The sequence below is a fragment of the Natrinema hispanicum genome (genome assembly GCF_900111485.1).
Taxonomy (GTDB): domain Archaea; phylum Halobacteriota; class Halobacteria; order Halobacteriales; family Natrialbaceae; genus Natrinema; species Natrinema hispanicum_A.
Genome location: NZ_FOIC01000047.1, coordinates 1 through 14578 on the forward strand (window position 1 = coordinate 1; position 14578 = coordinate 14578).

Here is a 14578-nt window from a genome sequence, read left to right on the forward strand (position 1 = left end):
CCCTTGGTCTTCGTTCTCTTCCTTGTCTCTGTCGTCGCTGCCAGGTGATCCAGCCGCACCACCCTGCTTACTGGGTGGTGTGTTTGGGTTTTCGTACCGCTTGAGGCGAGTCTCAAGTACCTCTATCTGCTGTTGCTGTGCAGCGAGTTGGCGACGGAGAAGACGGTTCTCAAGCTTTTGGACGACGAGTTGCTGGCGGAGATACGTACTGTTCTCGGTGCGGATCGCGGAATCTATCGATTCCGGCGATCCGCCAATCCCCAGCGACACACTTGGTTCACTATTGAGAGACCATTCATGAGACTGCTACGAAATCGGTCTGACGGCAAATCGCTATCCAACTACACACTAATTAAACCAACATATTATAGATACTTCTAAATGAATATCTGAGAAAGCTATTTATCTAATGCATTGAAAAGCGAAGTATGGTCGATAGTGAGACAAAGACTCCTCTAGTACTAGGGGCCGACGGTGCCGTCGCTTTCTATTATAAGGAGTTATTCCCTTCCTCCAGAGAGGTGACAAACCAATCTCTAGTAGATTCTACTCGATGGTTTTCATCGGCCACAGTTTCAGATCATCCACCAATTACTGCAAAAGCTACCCATTCTGTTCGACAAAAGCGGCAAGCATGATATCAACACAGCGAGATTCGGGAGGAAAAGACCGGGCACAGACAACACTTGATTTTGCATTCGGCATAGGAATATTTCTCATCACTGTCGCATTCATTTTCATATTTGTTCCTAACCTTGTCGCGCCCTTCAATACGCCAAGTGAAAGCGGAGAGAAAATTCAGGCAGAACGGACAGCAGATTATCTCGTCACAGACACTCTCGGTGGCAACCAAAATAACTCGCATGCCACAACGCTTGATCCAGCGTGTACTGACGCCTTCTTTGAGCGTAACGAGCTCCCTGACAGGTGTGACCCCCCAGATGACATCAAGATCTATCCAGGGTCAGAAGATGAACTTGACCCGACTGCGTTGGGGCTCAGTAGTTCGACTCATGTTCGGATCGAACTCGAGTCACTAGATACTGGGACTACATACTCTGTAGGAGAGTCAGCAAACTCGCAAAACGTCCAGCAGTGGACTCGACTCGTCTATTATACTGGAGAGGAATATAAATCTGGAGTATATAAATTAAGAGTGAAGCTGTGGTAATATGATCGGCGATATTCTCTCACGGCTTGGGGGCCAATCACTGACTGATACACGGGGGCAAGCATTCACGTTAGAAGCGATCACTGGGGCAATCATACTACTCCTCATAATGCTGGTCGCCCTCCAATCAACGGTTATCACGCCACTGAGTGCGAGTACGGCCAATCAGCAGATTGAGAAGCAAAATCGGGCTCTTGCAAATGATGCGATCGATATCGGAGCAGAAACCAACTCAATCACCCCCGTCATTCTCAACTGGAACGAAAGCGGGAAGCGATTTAAGCGAACCGAGGGCACTGACCGTCCGTATTACACTCAAGGAGTTCCAGACGACTTCGAATTTGGTGAGTTGTTAAACGAGTCTCTCTCGAGTGAGGATATAGCATACAACATGTATGTTGAATATCAGAGCGAGGAGAATGAAAAAATTAAGGATACTACAGTGGTCTACCAAGGTGAGCCCTCATATAATGCCGCCACTGCCACGAAGACTATCTTCCTTCACGACAGTACCATCGACTCCGAGTCAGAGAGCTATATTAAAGATATTCATGATGATTCAGAGTTATATAATGTGGTTCGTGTACGGATTGTCGTTTGGAGGATGTGATTATCAATGAGTAGTCGAAATCAACAGAAGAACTCCGGGCAGTATTGGCAGACCCAACAAGGACTCTATGGCCAGAATCGAGGTCAACTGATCCTAATCAGTGTCATCACGTTAGGTATCCTCCTCATCGGGATCACGCTTGTTCTAAATGGGTTTCTCTTCGCCGAGAGCATGGAATCTGAGGGTGTTCCGGAAGGGGGCAACGAGATTGAGTCGGTTCAGCAGATGGTTTACACCGAATATGGCGAACTGCTCATTCGGTCAAATCGACATGGTTCTGGAGATGACTTTGGTAATGCCACTACGCAGGCAAAAAATGCAATTCGGATGCAAGAAAGTGATTCACAGGGACAAATTCTTCGTATTTCGAAGGTAGACGAAAGATCTGGGAGACAGATACGTCAGACGAACGAAAAGAATTTCAACGGCCCAACAGGAGACTGGAGTATTAACGCCACTGACGTTCGTCGGTTCCAAATTGCTGTTAATCAACCATCTGATTTACATGACGTAGATAGTATCACTTCTACAGAACTTAGTGACGCCTTTCATATAAACATCACCGATGACTCCGGAGAGGTGTGGACAGTCTACGTGGCAAAACATGGGTCTGATGCGGTTATCGCAGTCGATGGCGGGAGCGGCCCAACTGAACAGTACGAAGCTGACGATTCACTTACCTTAGACGTGGTGACAGGGAGTGTAAACGAAACGGGAACGGAATCAGTAGATGAGGTGAATACCTACGACTATGCATCCAATTTAGATGCATCATCATCCAAATACACAATTAGTTTCAAAAACACCAATAATATCGAGGGCAAATATACCCTCACTGTACCGGAGGGCGGATTCGAGAAGTCCGGATCACCAGACCCAAAGAACGCTGTCTATTCATCAACGTTCGATCTGATATATGAGTCATCAGGATACGATTATGAAGGAGAGATTCGAATCGCCCCCTGTAGCCGATCAGATACAAGATGTCTATCGTATATTCGAGCAGGAGGGACATAGCGATGTCTGACCGTCAACCCTCACGGCGTATTCTTGAAAGAGATGACCGAGCTGTCTCTAACCAAGTAGGATATATTTTGGCGATCGTAATCATCACAATCTTAATGGCAGGGTTGGTTTCCGCTACAAGCGGGTTAGTAACACAGACCACTGAGCAAGGGACCGAAGCAGAGTTGCAAATCATTGGTGACCGGATCGGCGCACAAATACTGTCGGCCGATCGAATTTTAGCAACTGATGGAACAGCTACTGTAGTTCTTAATCCAGATGTGCCTAGTCAAGTCAACGGGAATTCGTATACAGTAACATATGATAAGAGCAATTCAAAACTCGTTCTTGAAAGCACTGGCAGTGGGATTACTGTATCAATCCCACTCGAAACAGAGCATGAGATCGATGTCGAATCTACGCAAGAGTCTGAATGGAGGATATACACATCTAGTGACGATATCAAGCTTGGCTCCCCAGGGGGAGATTCATGATGAATAGAACGGCGACCTCTCGAGGACAAAGTGGCATTCTCGGCTATATTATGATTTTCTCCGTCGTAATCCTCTCTATTGGAATTATTTACGTAAGTGGGATTGCCTCAATAGGTACCTATCAAGCAAGCTCAGAACTCAATAACGCCGAACAGGCAATGGTGGTTTTTTCGAACAATATCGACGACATTGTTCAGGAAGAAGCACCACGCCGCTCTGTCGAAATGAAAACGACTGACAGCGCTGTGGAAACTACAGCAAAACATGATATTACGATCACGATTGGCGGGGCTGAATCTACAAACACATCACTGAGGGGCTTTGCCTATCGTGGAGAAGGTGGTGACATTACGTACAAGGCTGGTGCTGTAATTCGAAGCGAAGGAGATGGTGCATTTATGCATGAGACACCACCGTTCAAATTTGGGGACGATAGAGTTATTCTGAATGTTGTAAAACTCGTTGGACAAGACGAGTATCAGGGGAGCGGAACATCATTAGTGGTGCTTGAGGATCATGAAGAACTGAGTTCAACGAGTTATTCTACCGGTGTGGATCGAACTGTCACAATTACAATGGAGGTTGAACCAGATCATGCGCAAATGTGGGAGCGCTATTTCGAGGATCAAGCATCCGGGTTAACGAAAGTGTCAGACGATTCAAGAAAAGTGGAATACGAGATCGAAACCGACGAGGTACTTATACGAGAGAGTGCGATTTCGGTAGAGATCTCTGAGTGAGCACTATATCAGGACGACATAGACCGGTCCGCATACCTTCGATATGAACATCTTCGCTCGGTCAATACAGTTAAAAGAGTTAGCAATCAAAAGTGAGAATCAGCTTGAGGTGAGTGCAAAGTAGTCAATCTCGAGTTCCTTATTGCCCTTGCCGGTGGTATTTGAGTCGATGATTAGATAGAGGTCATCGTGATTAGCAGCGATATCTTGTTCTTCTGCATCTGAGAAAGAATAGGTCTTGTCGCCCGTAGTGAGGGCCTGTCGGTTTGTAAGTTCCTCGCCACTACTATTGACAAGGTAAAATCCGAAAGTACCATTACCGACCTGTATACGCGCTATATCGAAATTCATCTCATACGTGTTAGCTGACGCATTTACAGGTGGCAATGAGTATCCGACCTTGAGGTCGGCTTGGCCTCCCGAAGAGATAGCTGTGGAGGTATTATCGTCATTTTCGTTGACTGCAGATGGGTTCTCGATGTTTCCACTCGGATCATCCGGTTGTGCGGCACCACCATTATTGGAATCGCGGTAGTTGCCGGAATCGCCGTAATCGTGCGTACAGGTAATGCTGACGTACGAGTTAGTTGTTCGTGTCGCAGTGATTGAGGTATCATCCGTTTCCGCATCAAATTCCAGTACTACCAGATAGGAGTCTCCGAGAGTAGTTGTGTCACTCGAGCAACTGATGTCGACGGTGTACTGATCTCCATTTCCACTGACTGTGGCTTGGACTGGTGGGGCTGTTGTCGCCACACCGTTTTCATTAATCAGTTTCAGCACGGTTACATCAAAATCTTGTATCGAGAACGAACCGGTGTTATCCGTAATATCATAGACTGCAGTCGTGTCGTTCGGTCCTGAAACCACAGCTCCCACAGATTGGTCGACTAAACCAAGAAGCGCATTTTCGTCGGATGCGGTGTCAACGCTAACTCCTCGATCTGTGTTAATTTGCGTGAAGCCCATCGTGTCGGAGATTAGGATTCCGGAACCTCCAGCGATAAGAGCAAGCGCAGCCCGCCGAGTTAGTTTCGCATTATTTGGCATGAGAGGGATTGTTAATCTGGTTGAACCTCGATCCGATTCTCACTCAGATGTAGATAGGTGATCGTAGTCGCTTTTGTTTCTATTTCGATTTGATAACCAGCTAGATCTTCATCGTATTGGATGTCTGTATTTTTGCTCCCGCCACCCGTGATCTCGAGTGAGTGAGCATAAATCGCGCCACGGAATGTACCGAATTGACCATTCGAATCGATATCAGCATTTGGCGCGTATATCACACTATCCATCAGCTCAACAGATGGGGCGTTAGATTTCGTTGCAACACCACCACTTACTAAAAACACATTTCGCTTAGCCTCGATATCTGCGGAATCTGTCTCCACAGTACCACCTTTGATCTCGAGATTCCCATCCACATAATACTGGACACCATTATTTGTACTTGTATCCTTATTTTCCAATTCTCGTCCAGATATATCGAGGGATCCATTTACAATAACATCGACTGGCCCGCTAGATGTGTCGAAATCAACATCACGATTTAACACTACATCATTATTGACAAAGTATGTACCATTAGTAAGAGTACAGCCACCTTCAAACGAAGTTTCACTAATACAGGTGGCATCTGAATTATTGTTTTCTTCTTTAGCAGATTCAATTTTGGAGTCGATTGTTCCAGATATGCCCACCAATTCTGCATCTTCATCTATATTGTCTGGAACTTCTGCATGTTTACTATTGGGGCCATTAAAATCATCTCGAACTGCAACCCCATTATTTATCGTTATTTCTTTGGGGGTAGACAGCTCAGCGGTAACTGTCTGATCATCACATTCTGTAACACTTCCACCGGTCCGTTCAAGGAAAAACTGACGCCACCCCCGACAATAGTCACTTTTTATTGTCACATGGACTTTGCCTTCTGTAATAGGATTTGGGTAGCTAATATCGTCCGAATTCAACCGTTTGACCGACAACCGGGTTGATCCGCTTGCGCCACCTTCTCCACTAACGCGAACAACGGGGAATGTAAGTGTTTGTCCTTGGTAGTGATATTCCGGGGGCGAAACCATGGTGCTATATTCATCTTGCTCTTGCCATACGCCACCGCCTTCGTATGCGACTTCTGTATCACCATTTTTGTAGACAACTGCCCCTAGAGACTGGTTTTCAAGTAGACGATTTTTAATGTCGCCAGAATCATTTTCGACATAGACTTTAACATAACTAGCATTTTGCCGGATCTCGATTTGCCCGTCATGAGTATCGCCATAGTCAATCGTCCGAGATTCTAAATCACCCAGGGCTACGAGACTTGCCTCAGAACTAAACTGCGATATCGATTGTTGCGCTTGTTCATTCTGGTTTTGGTCAGAAATACTATCAATCATATTCGACCCAGTATAAAGGAGTATTCCAGATGCAGTTATGGTGATTGCTACAAGTAAGAGATATCCCACAACAGTGGAAACTCCCCGGCTAGATTTCATGGTAGACGGTTTTCGTGAAAGATATTGAAACTTCTGCCGAGATCTAGTTAGACAAGGTCTATTTTCAACAGATCTACAATAACCAAGGCAGAATATAATCTCCCGCAGGGTCAAACTCCAAGACACTCAATCTGTTTTGCCTGTAGATTAGCTAGTATTATATAGGAAGAGACATGTACTACGCCCACGCAAAAATGAATACGGTATTGGCTCTCTTGCTTCCAATTGCAGCTCCAATAGCTGCCGTCTGGTGGATCTATTTTGATGCCACTAAGCACGGATACGACCTGCCGATTCATTGGGTCGCTATCATCGGAATAGCGTTTGTCGGGGGGTTCCTTCTTACTGATATCAGTAATTCAGTCTTCATCTCTAAACATATAATTTCTGCCAATATAGGACTGGTAGACCAGAAGACGAGGATGACAGCGATGACTATGAACACTCTTGTAGAATTACTTAGTGGAACAACAGCGTTCGTGCTGTACCTATATTGGGAAAACCGGGGAGTATTTGCCTAACACCTTCTCCACTGCTATTGAACCATACTGAGACTATGACTGCTTCATCTGTGCTTGTTACTGAACGTGAATTTGCTCGCACCTACGACGGCGGTACCTACGACGATGCTTGGCGAGCCGTTCAGCAGTATCGACATGCAGTGTCGTTTAGTGTGGACCACCCAGATCAAGGTTACACGTCGATTGCGACAAAAGTTGGATTCCCCCAGTCTCGAGTCCGCTCATGGGTTGACGCTGGACACACCCCCAGTGTTGTTACAGGTCTGTATGCAGCCCGCAAGCATGGCTGGATAGATATAACATTCAATGACAACGAGTTCATGGGACTGAACATACTCGTTGCGAGCATCTATTCTGGTGGAATGATCGCCAGCGATCATTGGCAGCCGATTTTTACACTTACCGAATCTGAATTCGACTCGAAGTGTGTGGCGGCACTCGAGTTATCCGGTGTCGGATATACCGTTCGGAAGGAGCGCAATAGTAACCGTGGAAAATCGGTTCGGCCTGGTGAAGATGGTGCGATTCTCGGGCGTGTATTGCATGTTCTCGGGGCGCCAGTTGGGAGTAAAGCTCACTCTGAATCGTTGTCACTGCCGTGGTATCTCGAAGAGGCACCGCTCGAGGTACGAAAACAGTTTGTGCAAGCGTATCTCAGCAATCGATCGACAACAAGCTCCGATAGTCATTCAGTGCAAATCATAGAAGAGCGATCCGACACGTATCGTGAGGAACTTGCCGAATTGATTGAATCTATTGCAGGCGAATCAGTCACGGCTGGTGAGCGATCAGTGACAATATCAGCTGCTGCTGTAGAGTCACTTGGTTTGGATTAGAAACGACTGAACCAGCTTTTCCGCATAAATCGTTCTTGTGGTCACTGATTCGTGTGATCTCGAGCGGGTCTTTGCAGTGTGGACTCCGCCTATGCGATAATCAGAAAAGCCATACGGATGGAATTATCATTTGAGATGTAATGAAAGCAGTCGTTCTCGCTGCGGGGGAAGGGACGCGACTCCGGCCACTCACAGAAGACAAACCCAAAGGGATGGTCGAAGTCGGCGGCAAACCAATCCTCACGCACTGTTTCGACAATCTCGTCGATCTCGGTGCGGACGAGTTCGTGGTGGTCGTTGGCTACCTCAAGGAGAAGATCATCGACCACTACGGCGACGAGTACCGCGGCGTGCCGATCACGTACGCTCATCAGCGCGAACAGAAGGGACTCGCACACGCCCTATTGACTGTCGAAGAGTACGTCGACGACGACTTCATGCTGATTCTCGGGGACAACATTTTCAACGCGAATCTTGAGGATGTCGTCCGGCGCCAGCAGGAGGATCGTGCGGATGCGGCGTTCCTCGTCGAGGAGGTGCCGTGGGAGGAAGCATCGCGCTATGGAGTCTGTGATACCAACAAGTACGGCGAGATCACGGACGTCGTCGAGAAACCCGAGGATCCGCCGTCGAACCTCGTGATGACTGGTTTCTATACGTTTACACCGGCAATCTTCCACGCCTGTCATTTGGTGCAACCGTCCAACCGCGGTGAATATGAGATCAGTGAGGCGATCGACCTACTGATCCAGTCGGGACGAACGATCGACGCGATTGGACTCGAGGGCTGGCGCATCGACGTCGGGTATCCAGAGGATCGTGACGAAGCAGAACAGCGACTGCAAGAGGAAACTAGCGCAGCTGTTGAGGCAGCCTCCGATTAGCTATACTGTCTAACCCGTTGTCTGCTACGTTTCGTAGCGAGTATTAGGACGATCGGACGAGCGGATCGTACCACTCTTGGTTTTCACGGTACCAGTCGATGAACTTCGAGACACCGCCTCGAATGTCGACGGTTGGCTCGTAGCCGAGCACATCGTTTGCCTTCGAGATGTCGGCATGGGTGTGTTCGGCATCGCCCTCGCGGGCTTCATCATACTCGAGTTCGAGGGATGGATCGATTTCATCCCGAACGACTTCCGCGAGGGTTCGGATGTCGATGTTGTCCGTCGAGCCCACGTTGAGGATCTCGCCGTCGGCGCTGTCGGCCTCGAGCAGTTGTTCGTTGACCCTGACGATGTCTTCGATGTAGGTGAAGTCGCGGGTCTAGGTGCCGTCGCCATAGATGACTGGCGGTTCACCGTGGAGACATCTCGAGACGAAGTTCGTCATCGCCATGTTCGGCCGCATCCGCGGGCCATAGACGGTGAAGTAGCGCAACGCAACGGTTGGATTTCGTTATACACGCGCGCGTACTGTTCGCTCACGAACTTCGAGACCCCGTAGGGTGAGACTGGATTCGTCGGATGGTCCTTGTCGTAGGGCAGATACTCTGGCTTGCCGTACACTGACGACGAAGCTGCGAGGACAACGCGCTCGAGGTCATTGTGTCGGGCGGCCTCGAGGAGGTTCATCGTCCTGTTGACGTTGTACTCGGTGTGGTACCTAAATTTGAGTTCGCGTGAATCAAAGATCGAGGTAACTGTCTGGCCATAACATATCTGAATACATCATCGAATCGGTCGTTTCAAAGCATATATACGAGTACAGCCACCTCTCCTTACTCGATGCTTACCGGTTGGCGGTATCGGACCGTGAGTGCGACGGGGACCGTATGTCTCGTCGTCGTTGCCGTGCTCGTCGCGAATCATCCCCTTTCCCAGTCCATCTTCACGACGGTCGTTCCGCTGTTCGATCGCCTCGAGCCGACCGTCCTTGATTGGACGTCGCTGCAGTGGGCGCTTACACTGAGCGTTCTCGCAGTTGCAGGGGCAGTCTGGCCCCTCTACAAGCCACGACCGCGTCGAATCCTCGATACGGTCTTTCTCGTTCAGAAGCGCGTCCTCGTCGGTGGACTCGCGCTGGCGACGCTGGGGTACTTTCAGTGGTCACACCGGCTGCCGCGGGCAACGCTTGTCATGATTATCGGGGTACTTGCTGTCGTACTTCCAAGCTGGTTTCTCCTGATTCGAGGACAGCCCAATGGGTCCGACGGTCGGACGTTGATCGTCGGCGACGATCCCGCACAGATCGATCGCGTCGCGCCTGCAGTCGACACACCCGTAATTGGCTATCTCTGTCCGACAATCACTGCAGTTCGAGACGCAGTGCGAAGTACATCAGAGGCGGGCCGCGAAGTAGTCGCTGACGGCGGGATCGAGCTTCGCCATGACGAGGGCTCCGAACTCGAGGATGGGGACGCGTCTCCAGGCGCAGTTCGATCGCTGTCCCGGCTCGGCGGACTCTCGCGACTCGAAGACGTCCTCGTCGAATACGATATCGACACCGTCGTGTTGGCGTTCCGTCAGGCCGACCGCGCGGAGTTTTTCGGCGCGCTCGACGCGTGTTACGAACACGGCGTCGATGCGAAGGTCCACCGAGAGTACGCCGACAGCGTGCTGGTCTCGGAAGTGGATGTGGGAGAGCTCGTAGACGTGGATCTCGAGCCGTGGGATCCGCTGGATCACTTATTCAAGCGGGCGTTCGACGTGGCGTTTGCGATGTCCGCCCTCGTGGTGCTTACGCCACTGATCGTTGCGATTTCGGCGGCGATCAAACTCGAGGACGGCGGCTCAGTGCTGTACCGTCAGGAGCGAACTGCCGTATTCGGCGAATCGTTCCCCGTGTACAAGTTCCGGAGCATGATCGAAAACGCGGAGGACGAAACAGGCGCGAAGATCAGCGAAGAGGACGCGGGCGGCGTCGATCCGCGCGTCACGCGCGTCGGTCGAGTAGTGCGGAAGACGCACCTCGACGAGATCCCCCAGCTGTGGTCGATCCTCGTCGGGGATATGAGCGTCGTCGGACCTCGTCCCGAACGTCCCGAACTCGATGCAGAGATACAAAACGAAGGCGTCGACTGGGAACAGCGCTGGTTCGTCAAGCCCGGACTGACTGGTCTCGCACAAATCAACGACGTCACCGGCCACGAGCCGGGGAAGAAGCTCAGGTACGACCTCGAGTACGTCCGCCGGCAGACGTTCTGGTTCGACGTGCGGATCGTCATTCGACAGATCTGGAAAGTCTTATCCGATGTCAGGGAGTTCGCTTCCGACGAATGAGTGTTCAGGACGACTTTCCGTCGATTTCCGGCAATCGTATCCTCATCACGGGTGGGGCCGGGTTCATCGGGAGTACCATCGCAGAGGCGCTCGCTCCCGATAACGACGTTCGCGTTCTCGACGATCTCTCAAGTGGCTCTCGATCGAACGTCCCGGACGACGCGACGCTGATCGAGGGGGATATCAGGGACGACGACGCCCTCGAGCGGGCGACAGCGGGCGTCGATATCATCTTTCACCAGGCGGCGCTGATCAGTGTCGAAGAGTCGGTGCAGCGGCCGGAGGTGACACACGACATCAACGTCACCGCAACCGTGAAACTGCTCGAGCGTGCGCGCGAGGAATCGGCTCGATTCGTGTTCGCCTCGAGTGCGGCCGTCTATGGCCATCCGGAGTCGGTACCGATTTCGGAGGACGCACCGACTGACCCGACGTCACCGTACGGGCTCTCGAAACTCGCCGCCGAGCGGTACGTCCGGCTGTACGCCGAGTTGTACGACCTGTCGGCCGTCGCGCTTCGGTACTTTAACGTCTACGGGCCAGGACAGATGTCGGGTGATTACAGTGCGGTGATCAGCGTGTTTGCGGAGCAGGCCACGAACGGTGAGCCGATTACCGTCGAAGGGGACGGCTCGCAGACTCGAGACTTCGTGCACGTCCGGGACATTGTCCAGGCGAACCTGTTAGCAGCGAGTTCCGACGTGACCGGAGTTTTTAATGTGGGAACCGGGGAGAGCGTGTCTATACTTGAGTTGGCTGAGATCATTCATGATGTTGCTGGTTCGGAATCGGAAATCATCCATGTTGAGGGTCGTGATGGTGATATTAATCGGAGTCAGGCTGATGTGTCCCGGCTCGAGTCGACGCTTGATTTCGAGCCGTCTGTTTCGCTTAAGGACGGACTGGATACTGTAATTTGATACGCCCATGGGAACGGTATGTGTCACCTGTTCGGAGTTCGTCTCGTGAGGATCTCTATCCAAAAACAAGATCTTATAACTGAGTTGGCTCAATACGACCTGTAGATACCGAATGTTAACCATCAGCTTGCTTCTCGTATTCGTTCTTGCTTCGGTATTATTGGTTCACAGCTATTTTCTCTATCCAATCACACTCGCTGTGCGTTCCGCAGTTAGCAACTCTGAGACACCTTCGGAACCTAATTCGTGGCCACACGTCGCAGTGGTCATCGCCGCCTATAACGAGGAATCGATTATTGCCGAAAAGATCGAAAACACACTTGCACTCACGTATCCAGGCGAACTCAATATCATTGTCTTCTCCGACGCGTCGTCCGACCGAACGGACGAGATCGTTCGACAGTACTCGAACGCCGGTGTCGAGCTGATTCGCATCGAGGGTCGGGTAGGCAAAACTGCGTGCCAAAACGAGGTCGTTGATCGACTCGAGTCCGACGTCGTTGTCTTCTCGGATGCGAACAGCATGTACGAACCCGACGCTGTTCGAAAACTCGTTGAACGACTCGAGAGCGGTGTTGCGTGTGTTATCGGCGAACTTCGATACCAGGCCGGCGACGTGGAGGGCGAATCACTCTATTGGCGGTACGAAAGGATGCTGAAGCAATTAGAGGACACTACCGGGACAACTATCGCTGGAAACGGTGCGATATACGCGATTAAACGGCATGCCTATATTCCACTGGCGAACGACGAGATCAGTGATTTCGCTGAACCGCTCGCAATCCTCCAGAACGGCGGCGAGATCGCCTACAGTCCAGACGCAATCGCCTACGAGAGCACAACTGGGTCTGTTGAATCCGAATTGTCCCGACGCATCCGTATTTCAACGCGATCGTGGCATACGCTTTGGCGATATCGTAGCCTTCTCAATCCAATCTCGAGTACGGAGATTTCGTACAAACTCGGTTCTCATAAGCTCCTCCGATGGCTTTCGCCTATCTTTCTCGTCTTAATACTCGTTTCTACTGTAGTGTTATCCGTTCTCTACGGTGGATTCTTTTTCCCCATCCTTGTCGGCCTTCAAGCACTCTGTTATGCGTTGGCCGTGAGTGGTTTCATATTTGAGTCAAAAGTTGAGTCACTACCACTCGTCGTCCATGTTCCGTACTACTTCCTTATGGCAAATTACGGGCTACTACTGGGACTCCACAATTTCTTTCAGAAGAAGAATATCACCTCTTGGGAGACAGACGACAAGAGTCGGCAAGTATAATTTTAGGGCATCGTCTAGTTGGTGCGGTTTGAGAAGCGAGCAGGTCGTAGAGCTAGTTTGGCATGCAGCTCGCAGACCTACTCAGCGAGTGCTACGCGACGGATTTTGATGAAGCTTGGGAGCGTGAGCGGACAGCGACGCCCGTCAGGGTGTTCGCTGTCCGCCTCCACGCGACCGGATGTTCGCTTCGGGAGACACAAGCGATTCTTCGTCTGATCGGCGTTGAACGCTCTCATCAGGCGATCTGGAACTGGGTACATCGGCTAGCTGACAGCGTGTCAGACCCGCCGACGGCGGAGCCGCCGCGGGTCGCTGTTGATGAAACCGCTGTCAGGATTAACGGTGACTGGTCTTGGGTATATGTTGCAATAGACCTAGACTCACGGCTCGTTCTTGATGCCGCAGTATTCGGACGACGAGGCACCGATCCAGCCGCTGCGTTCCTGCATCGATTAACCGAGAAACATGATCTCTCCGATACCGTGTTCCTCGTCGATGGCTACGGGTATCTGACTGCCCTCTCTCGATTAGGGTTGAGCGGTCAGCTTGACTACGGTGATCGAAACCTGATCGAAAAGTGGTTTCACACCTTCAAGATGCGAGTTGACCGCTTTCATACCTCATGGGTGGGCAGTCGGGCGAGCGTCAGAGAATGGCTTGAACAGTTCGTACACTATTATAACACACAACGGCCGCACCAATCACTCAACGGACAAACGTCAGCGGAGATGCTAAACTAGACGGTGCCAGTTTTAGTATCTCACAAAGCGATCTAGAATGGCTGCTTGCTGAGGCTGTGCACACTAACTACGCTCTTGTGGCGTAGATCGTTAGTGAATCAAAGCACAGTTTTGAGTGCTTCTTTCCCCAGTTTTGCTCTTGCGTAGCACATGGTTAGTTTCAGAGTAGTTGGATAGCGTGACCAGGATTCACCGGTCAGTGATACCTCTCATCCTGAACTGAGTTCTTTCCCACCGAGGATGGACTGGAGCTGTTCGGGCGGATCTAGTCCTCGCCGTTTCCACGTGGCTAACATGGTTGTGATCGTCTCGTGAATCTGGACCCCTTCGGCTGAGCGGAGGGTCCGGAACATCTTCCGCAGCACAACTTGCTCGCGCAGAGCGCGCTCTGCGCGATTATTCGTCGACTCGACGTCTGGCTCTGTAACGAACGTCAGCCAGTGCCCTAACCCGTTCCTGATCTTCTCGATCAGCTTCTTGACCTCCTGTGCCTCGTAGTCTTCTCTGATCAGCCCTTCCAGATGTAACGACGCCTCCGCCCGCTTT

Annotated in this window: 15 protein-coding genes and 2 pseudogenes; 12 read left to right on the forward strand and 5 right to left on the reverse strand. The window is 50.7% G+C overall.

Annotated features, from left to right (window positions below; all coding sequences use genetic code 11):
• Nucleotides 1–270, reverse strand: a pseudogene (locus tag BSG09_RS21175) (IS66 family transposase); the annotation flags it as partial.
• A gap of 283 nt (nt 271–553) precedes the next feature.
• On the opposite strand from BSG09_RS21175, the gene BSG09_RS20460 reads away from it, so the two are divergent.
• Genes BSG09_RS20460 through BSG09_RS18730 form a run of 5 tightly spaced genes read left to right on the forward strand, consistent with a single transcriptional unit; the run spans nt 554 to nt 4020 of the window.
• On the forward strand, nt 554–1171 hold the full coding sequence (locus BSG09_RS20460; RefSeq protein ID WP_139246278.1) for a DUF7287 family protein: 618 nt from the start codon (nt 554–556) through the stop codon (nt 1169–1171).
• A gap of 1 nt (nt 1172) precedes the next feature.
• Complete coding sequence (locus BSG09_RS18725; RefSeq protein WP_092935842.1) at nt 1173–1781, forward strand: DUF7288 family protein; 609 nt, start codon at nt 1173–1175, stop codon at nt 1779–1781.
• Between the two features lie 6 nt (nt 1782–1787).
• Nucleotides 1788–2798: a hypothetical protein gene (locus BSG09_RS20465; RefSeq protein WP_139246279.1), complete on the forward strand. Its 1011-nt coding sequence runs from the start codon at nt 1788–1790 to the stop codon at nt 2796–2798.
• Between the two features lie 2 nt (nt 2799–2800).
• Nucleotides 2801–3280 (forward strand): DUF7266 family protein, encoded by a 480-nt coding sequence (locus BSG09_RS20470; protein ID WP_139246280.1) that lies wholly within the window; start codon nt 2801–2803, stop codon nt 3278–3280.
• On the forward strand, nt 3280–4020 hold the full coding sequence (locus BSG09_RS18730; RefSeq protein ID WP_139246281.1) for a DUF7289 family protein: 741 nt from the start codon (nt 3280–3282) through the stop codon (nt 4018–4020). Before BSG09_RS20470 ends, BSG09_RS18730 begins: the two co-directional genes overlap by 1 nt.
• Nucleotides 4021–4119: 99 nt before the next feature.
• Here the strand turns inward: BSG09_RS18730 and BSG09_RS20475 are convergent, their stop codons facing one another.
• Together BSG09_RS20475 and BSG09_RS20480 are read right to left on the reverse strand one after the other, a co-directional pair.
• A complete protein-coding gene (locus tag BSG09_RS20475) occupies nt 4120–5070 on the reverse strand; it encodes a hypothetical protein (protein ID WP_139246282.1) in 951 nt (316 codons plus the stop codon).
• A gap of 11 nt (nt 5071–5081) precedes the next feature.
• A complete protein-coding gene (locus tag BSG09_RS20480) occupies nt 5082–6521 on the reverse strand; it encodes a DUF7289 family protein (RefSeq protein ID WP_463508930.1) in 1440 nt (479 codons plus the stop codon).
• A 173-nt stretch (nt 6522–6694) separates the two neighbouring features.
• On the opposite strand from BSG09_RS20480, the gene BSG09_RS18745 reads away from it, so the two are divergent.
• The 3 genes from BSG09_RS18745 (at nt 6695) to aglF (ending at nt 8762) form a co-directional block, all read left to right on the forward strand.
• A complete protein-coding gene (locus BSG09_RS18745; protein ID WP_139246284.1) occupies nt 6695–7042 on the forward strand; it encodes a hypothetical protein in 348 nt (115 codons plus the stop codon).
• 35 nt (nt 7043–7077) lie between these two features.
• Nucleotides 7078–7878 (forward strand): hypothetical protein, encoded by an 801-nt coding sequence (locus tag BSG09_RS18750; protein WP_092935852.1) that lies wholly within the window; start codon nt 7078–7080, stop codon nt 7876–7878.
• A 140-nt stretch (nt 7879–8018) separates the two neighbouring features.
• Nucleotides 8019–8762, forward strand: coding sequence for a UTP--glucose-1-phosphate uridylyltransferase AglF (gene aglF, locus BSG09_RS18755; RefSeq protein WP_092935854.1), 744 nt, complete (start codon nt 8019–8021; stop codon nt 8760–8762).
• Nucleotides 8763–8805: 43 nt separating this feature from the next.
• Here the strand turns inward: aglF and BSG09_RS18760 are convergent.
• Nucleotides 8806–9473 (reverse strand): annotated as a pseudogene (locus BSG09_RS18760) (GDP-mannose 4,6-dehydratase); the annotation flags it as partial.
• 132 nt (nt 9474–9605) lie between these two features.
• Here BSG09_RS18760 and BSG09_RS18765 point away from each other — a divergent pair.
• From BSG09_RS18765 to BSG09_RS18780, 4 genes are all read left to right on the forward strand, one after another.
• Nucleotides 9606–11099: a sugar transferase gene (locus BSG09_RS18765; protein WP_092935857.1), complete on the forward strand. Its 1494-nt coding sequence runs from the start codon at nt 9606–9608 to the stop codon at nt 11097–11099.
• Nucleotides 11096–12019 carry an NAD-dependent epimerase/dehydratase family protein gene (locus BSG09_RS18770; protein WP_092935859.1) on the forward strand — a complete coding sequence of 308 codons (924 nt, stop codon included), beginning with the start codon at nt 11096–11098 and terminating at the stop codon, nt 12017–12019. Before BSG09_RS18765 ends, BSG09_RS18770 begins: the two co-directional genes overlap by 4 nt.
• A 262-nt stretch (nt 12020–12281) precedes the next feature.
• A complete protein-coding gene (locus BSG09_RS18775; protein WP_254799209.1) occupies nt 12282–13292 on the forward strand; it encodes a glycosyltransferase in 1011 nt (336 codons plus the stop codon).
• Between the two features lie 62 nt (nt 13293–13354).
• A complete protein-coding gene (locus BSG09_RS18780; protein ID WP_092935863.1) occupies nt 13355–14032 on the forward strand; it encodes an IS6 family transposase in 678 nt (225 codons plus the stop codon).
• A 209-nt stretch (nt 14033–14241) separates the two neighbouring features.
• Here the strand turns inward: BSG09_RS18780 and BSG09_RS18785 are convergent.
• On the reverse strand, nt 14242–14578 hold a 337-nt coding region (locus BSG09_RS18785), incomplete at its 5' end, for an IS66 family transposase (protein ID WP_139246200.1).

Bases quoted from the DNA above. Each gene is read 5' to 3' on its own strand.
- BSG09_RS20460 (WP_139246278.1), top strand. From the start codon at position 554: ATGGTTTTCATCGGCCACAGTTTCAGATCATCCACCAATTACTGCAAA.
- BSG09_RS18725 (WP_092935842.1), top strand. From the start codon at position 1,173: ATGATCGGCGATATTCTCTCACGGCTTGGGGGCCAATCACTGACTGAT.
- BSG09_RS20465 (WP_139246279.1), top strand. From the start codon at position 1,788: ATGAGTAGTCGAAATCAACAGAAGAACTCCGGGCAGTATTGGCAGACC.
- BSG09_RS20470 (WP_139246280.1), top strand. From the start codon at position 2,801: ATGTCTGACCGTCAACCCTCACGGCGTATTCTTGAAAGAGATGACCGA.
- BSG09_RS18730 (WP_139246281.1), top strand. From the start codon at position 3,280: ATGAATAGAACGGCGACCTCTCGAGGACAAAGTGGCATTCTCGGCTAT.
- BSG09_RS20475 (WP_139246282.1), bottom strand. From the start codon at position 5,070: ATGCCAAATAATGCGAAACTAACTCGGCGGGCTGCGCTTGCTCTTATC.
- BSG09_RS20480 (WP_463508930.1), bottom strand. From the start codon at position 6,521: ATGAAATCTAGCCGGGGAGTTTCCACTGTTGTGGGATATCTCTTACTT.
- BSG09_RS18745 (WP_139246284.1), top strand. From the start codon at position 6,695: ATGTACTACGCCCACGCAAAAATGAATACGGTATTGGCTCTCTTGCTT.
- BSG09_RS18750 (WP_092935852.1), top strand. From the start codon at position 7,078: ATGACTGCTTCATCTGTGCTTGTTACTGAACGTGAATTTGCTCGCACC.
- aglF (WP_092935854.1), top strand. From the start codon at position 8,019: ATGAAAGCAGTCGTTCTCGCTGCGGGGGAAGGGACGCGACTCCGGCCA.
- BSG09_RS18765 (WP_092935857.1), top strand. From the start codon at position 9,606: ATGCTTACCGGTTGGCGGTATCGGACCGTGAGTGCGACGGGGACCGTA.
- BSG09_RS18770 (WP_092935859.1), top strand. From the start codon at position 11,096: ATGAGTGTTCAGGACGACTTTCCGTCGATTTCCGGCAATCGTATCCTC.
- BSG09_RS18780 (WP_092935863.1), top strand. From the start codon at position 13,355: ATGCAGCTCGCAGACCTACTCAGCGAGTGCTACGCGACGGATTTTGAT.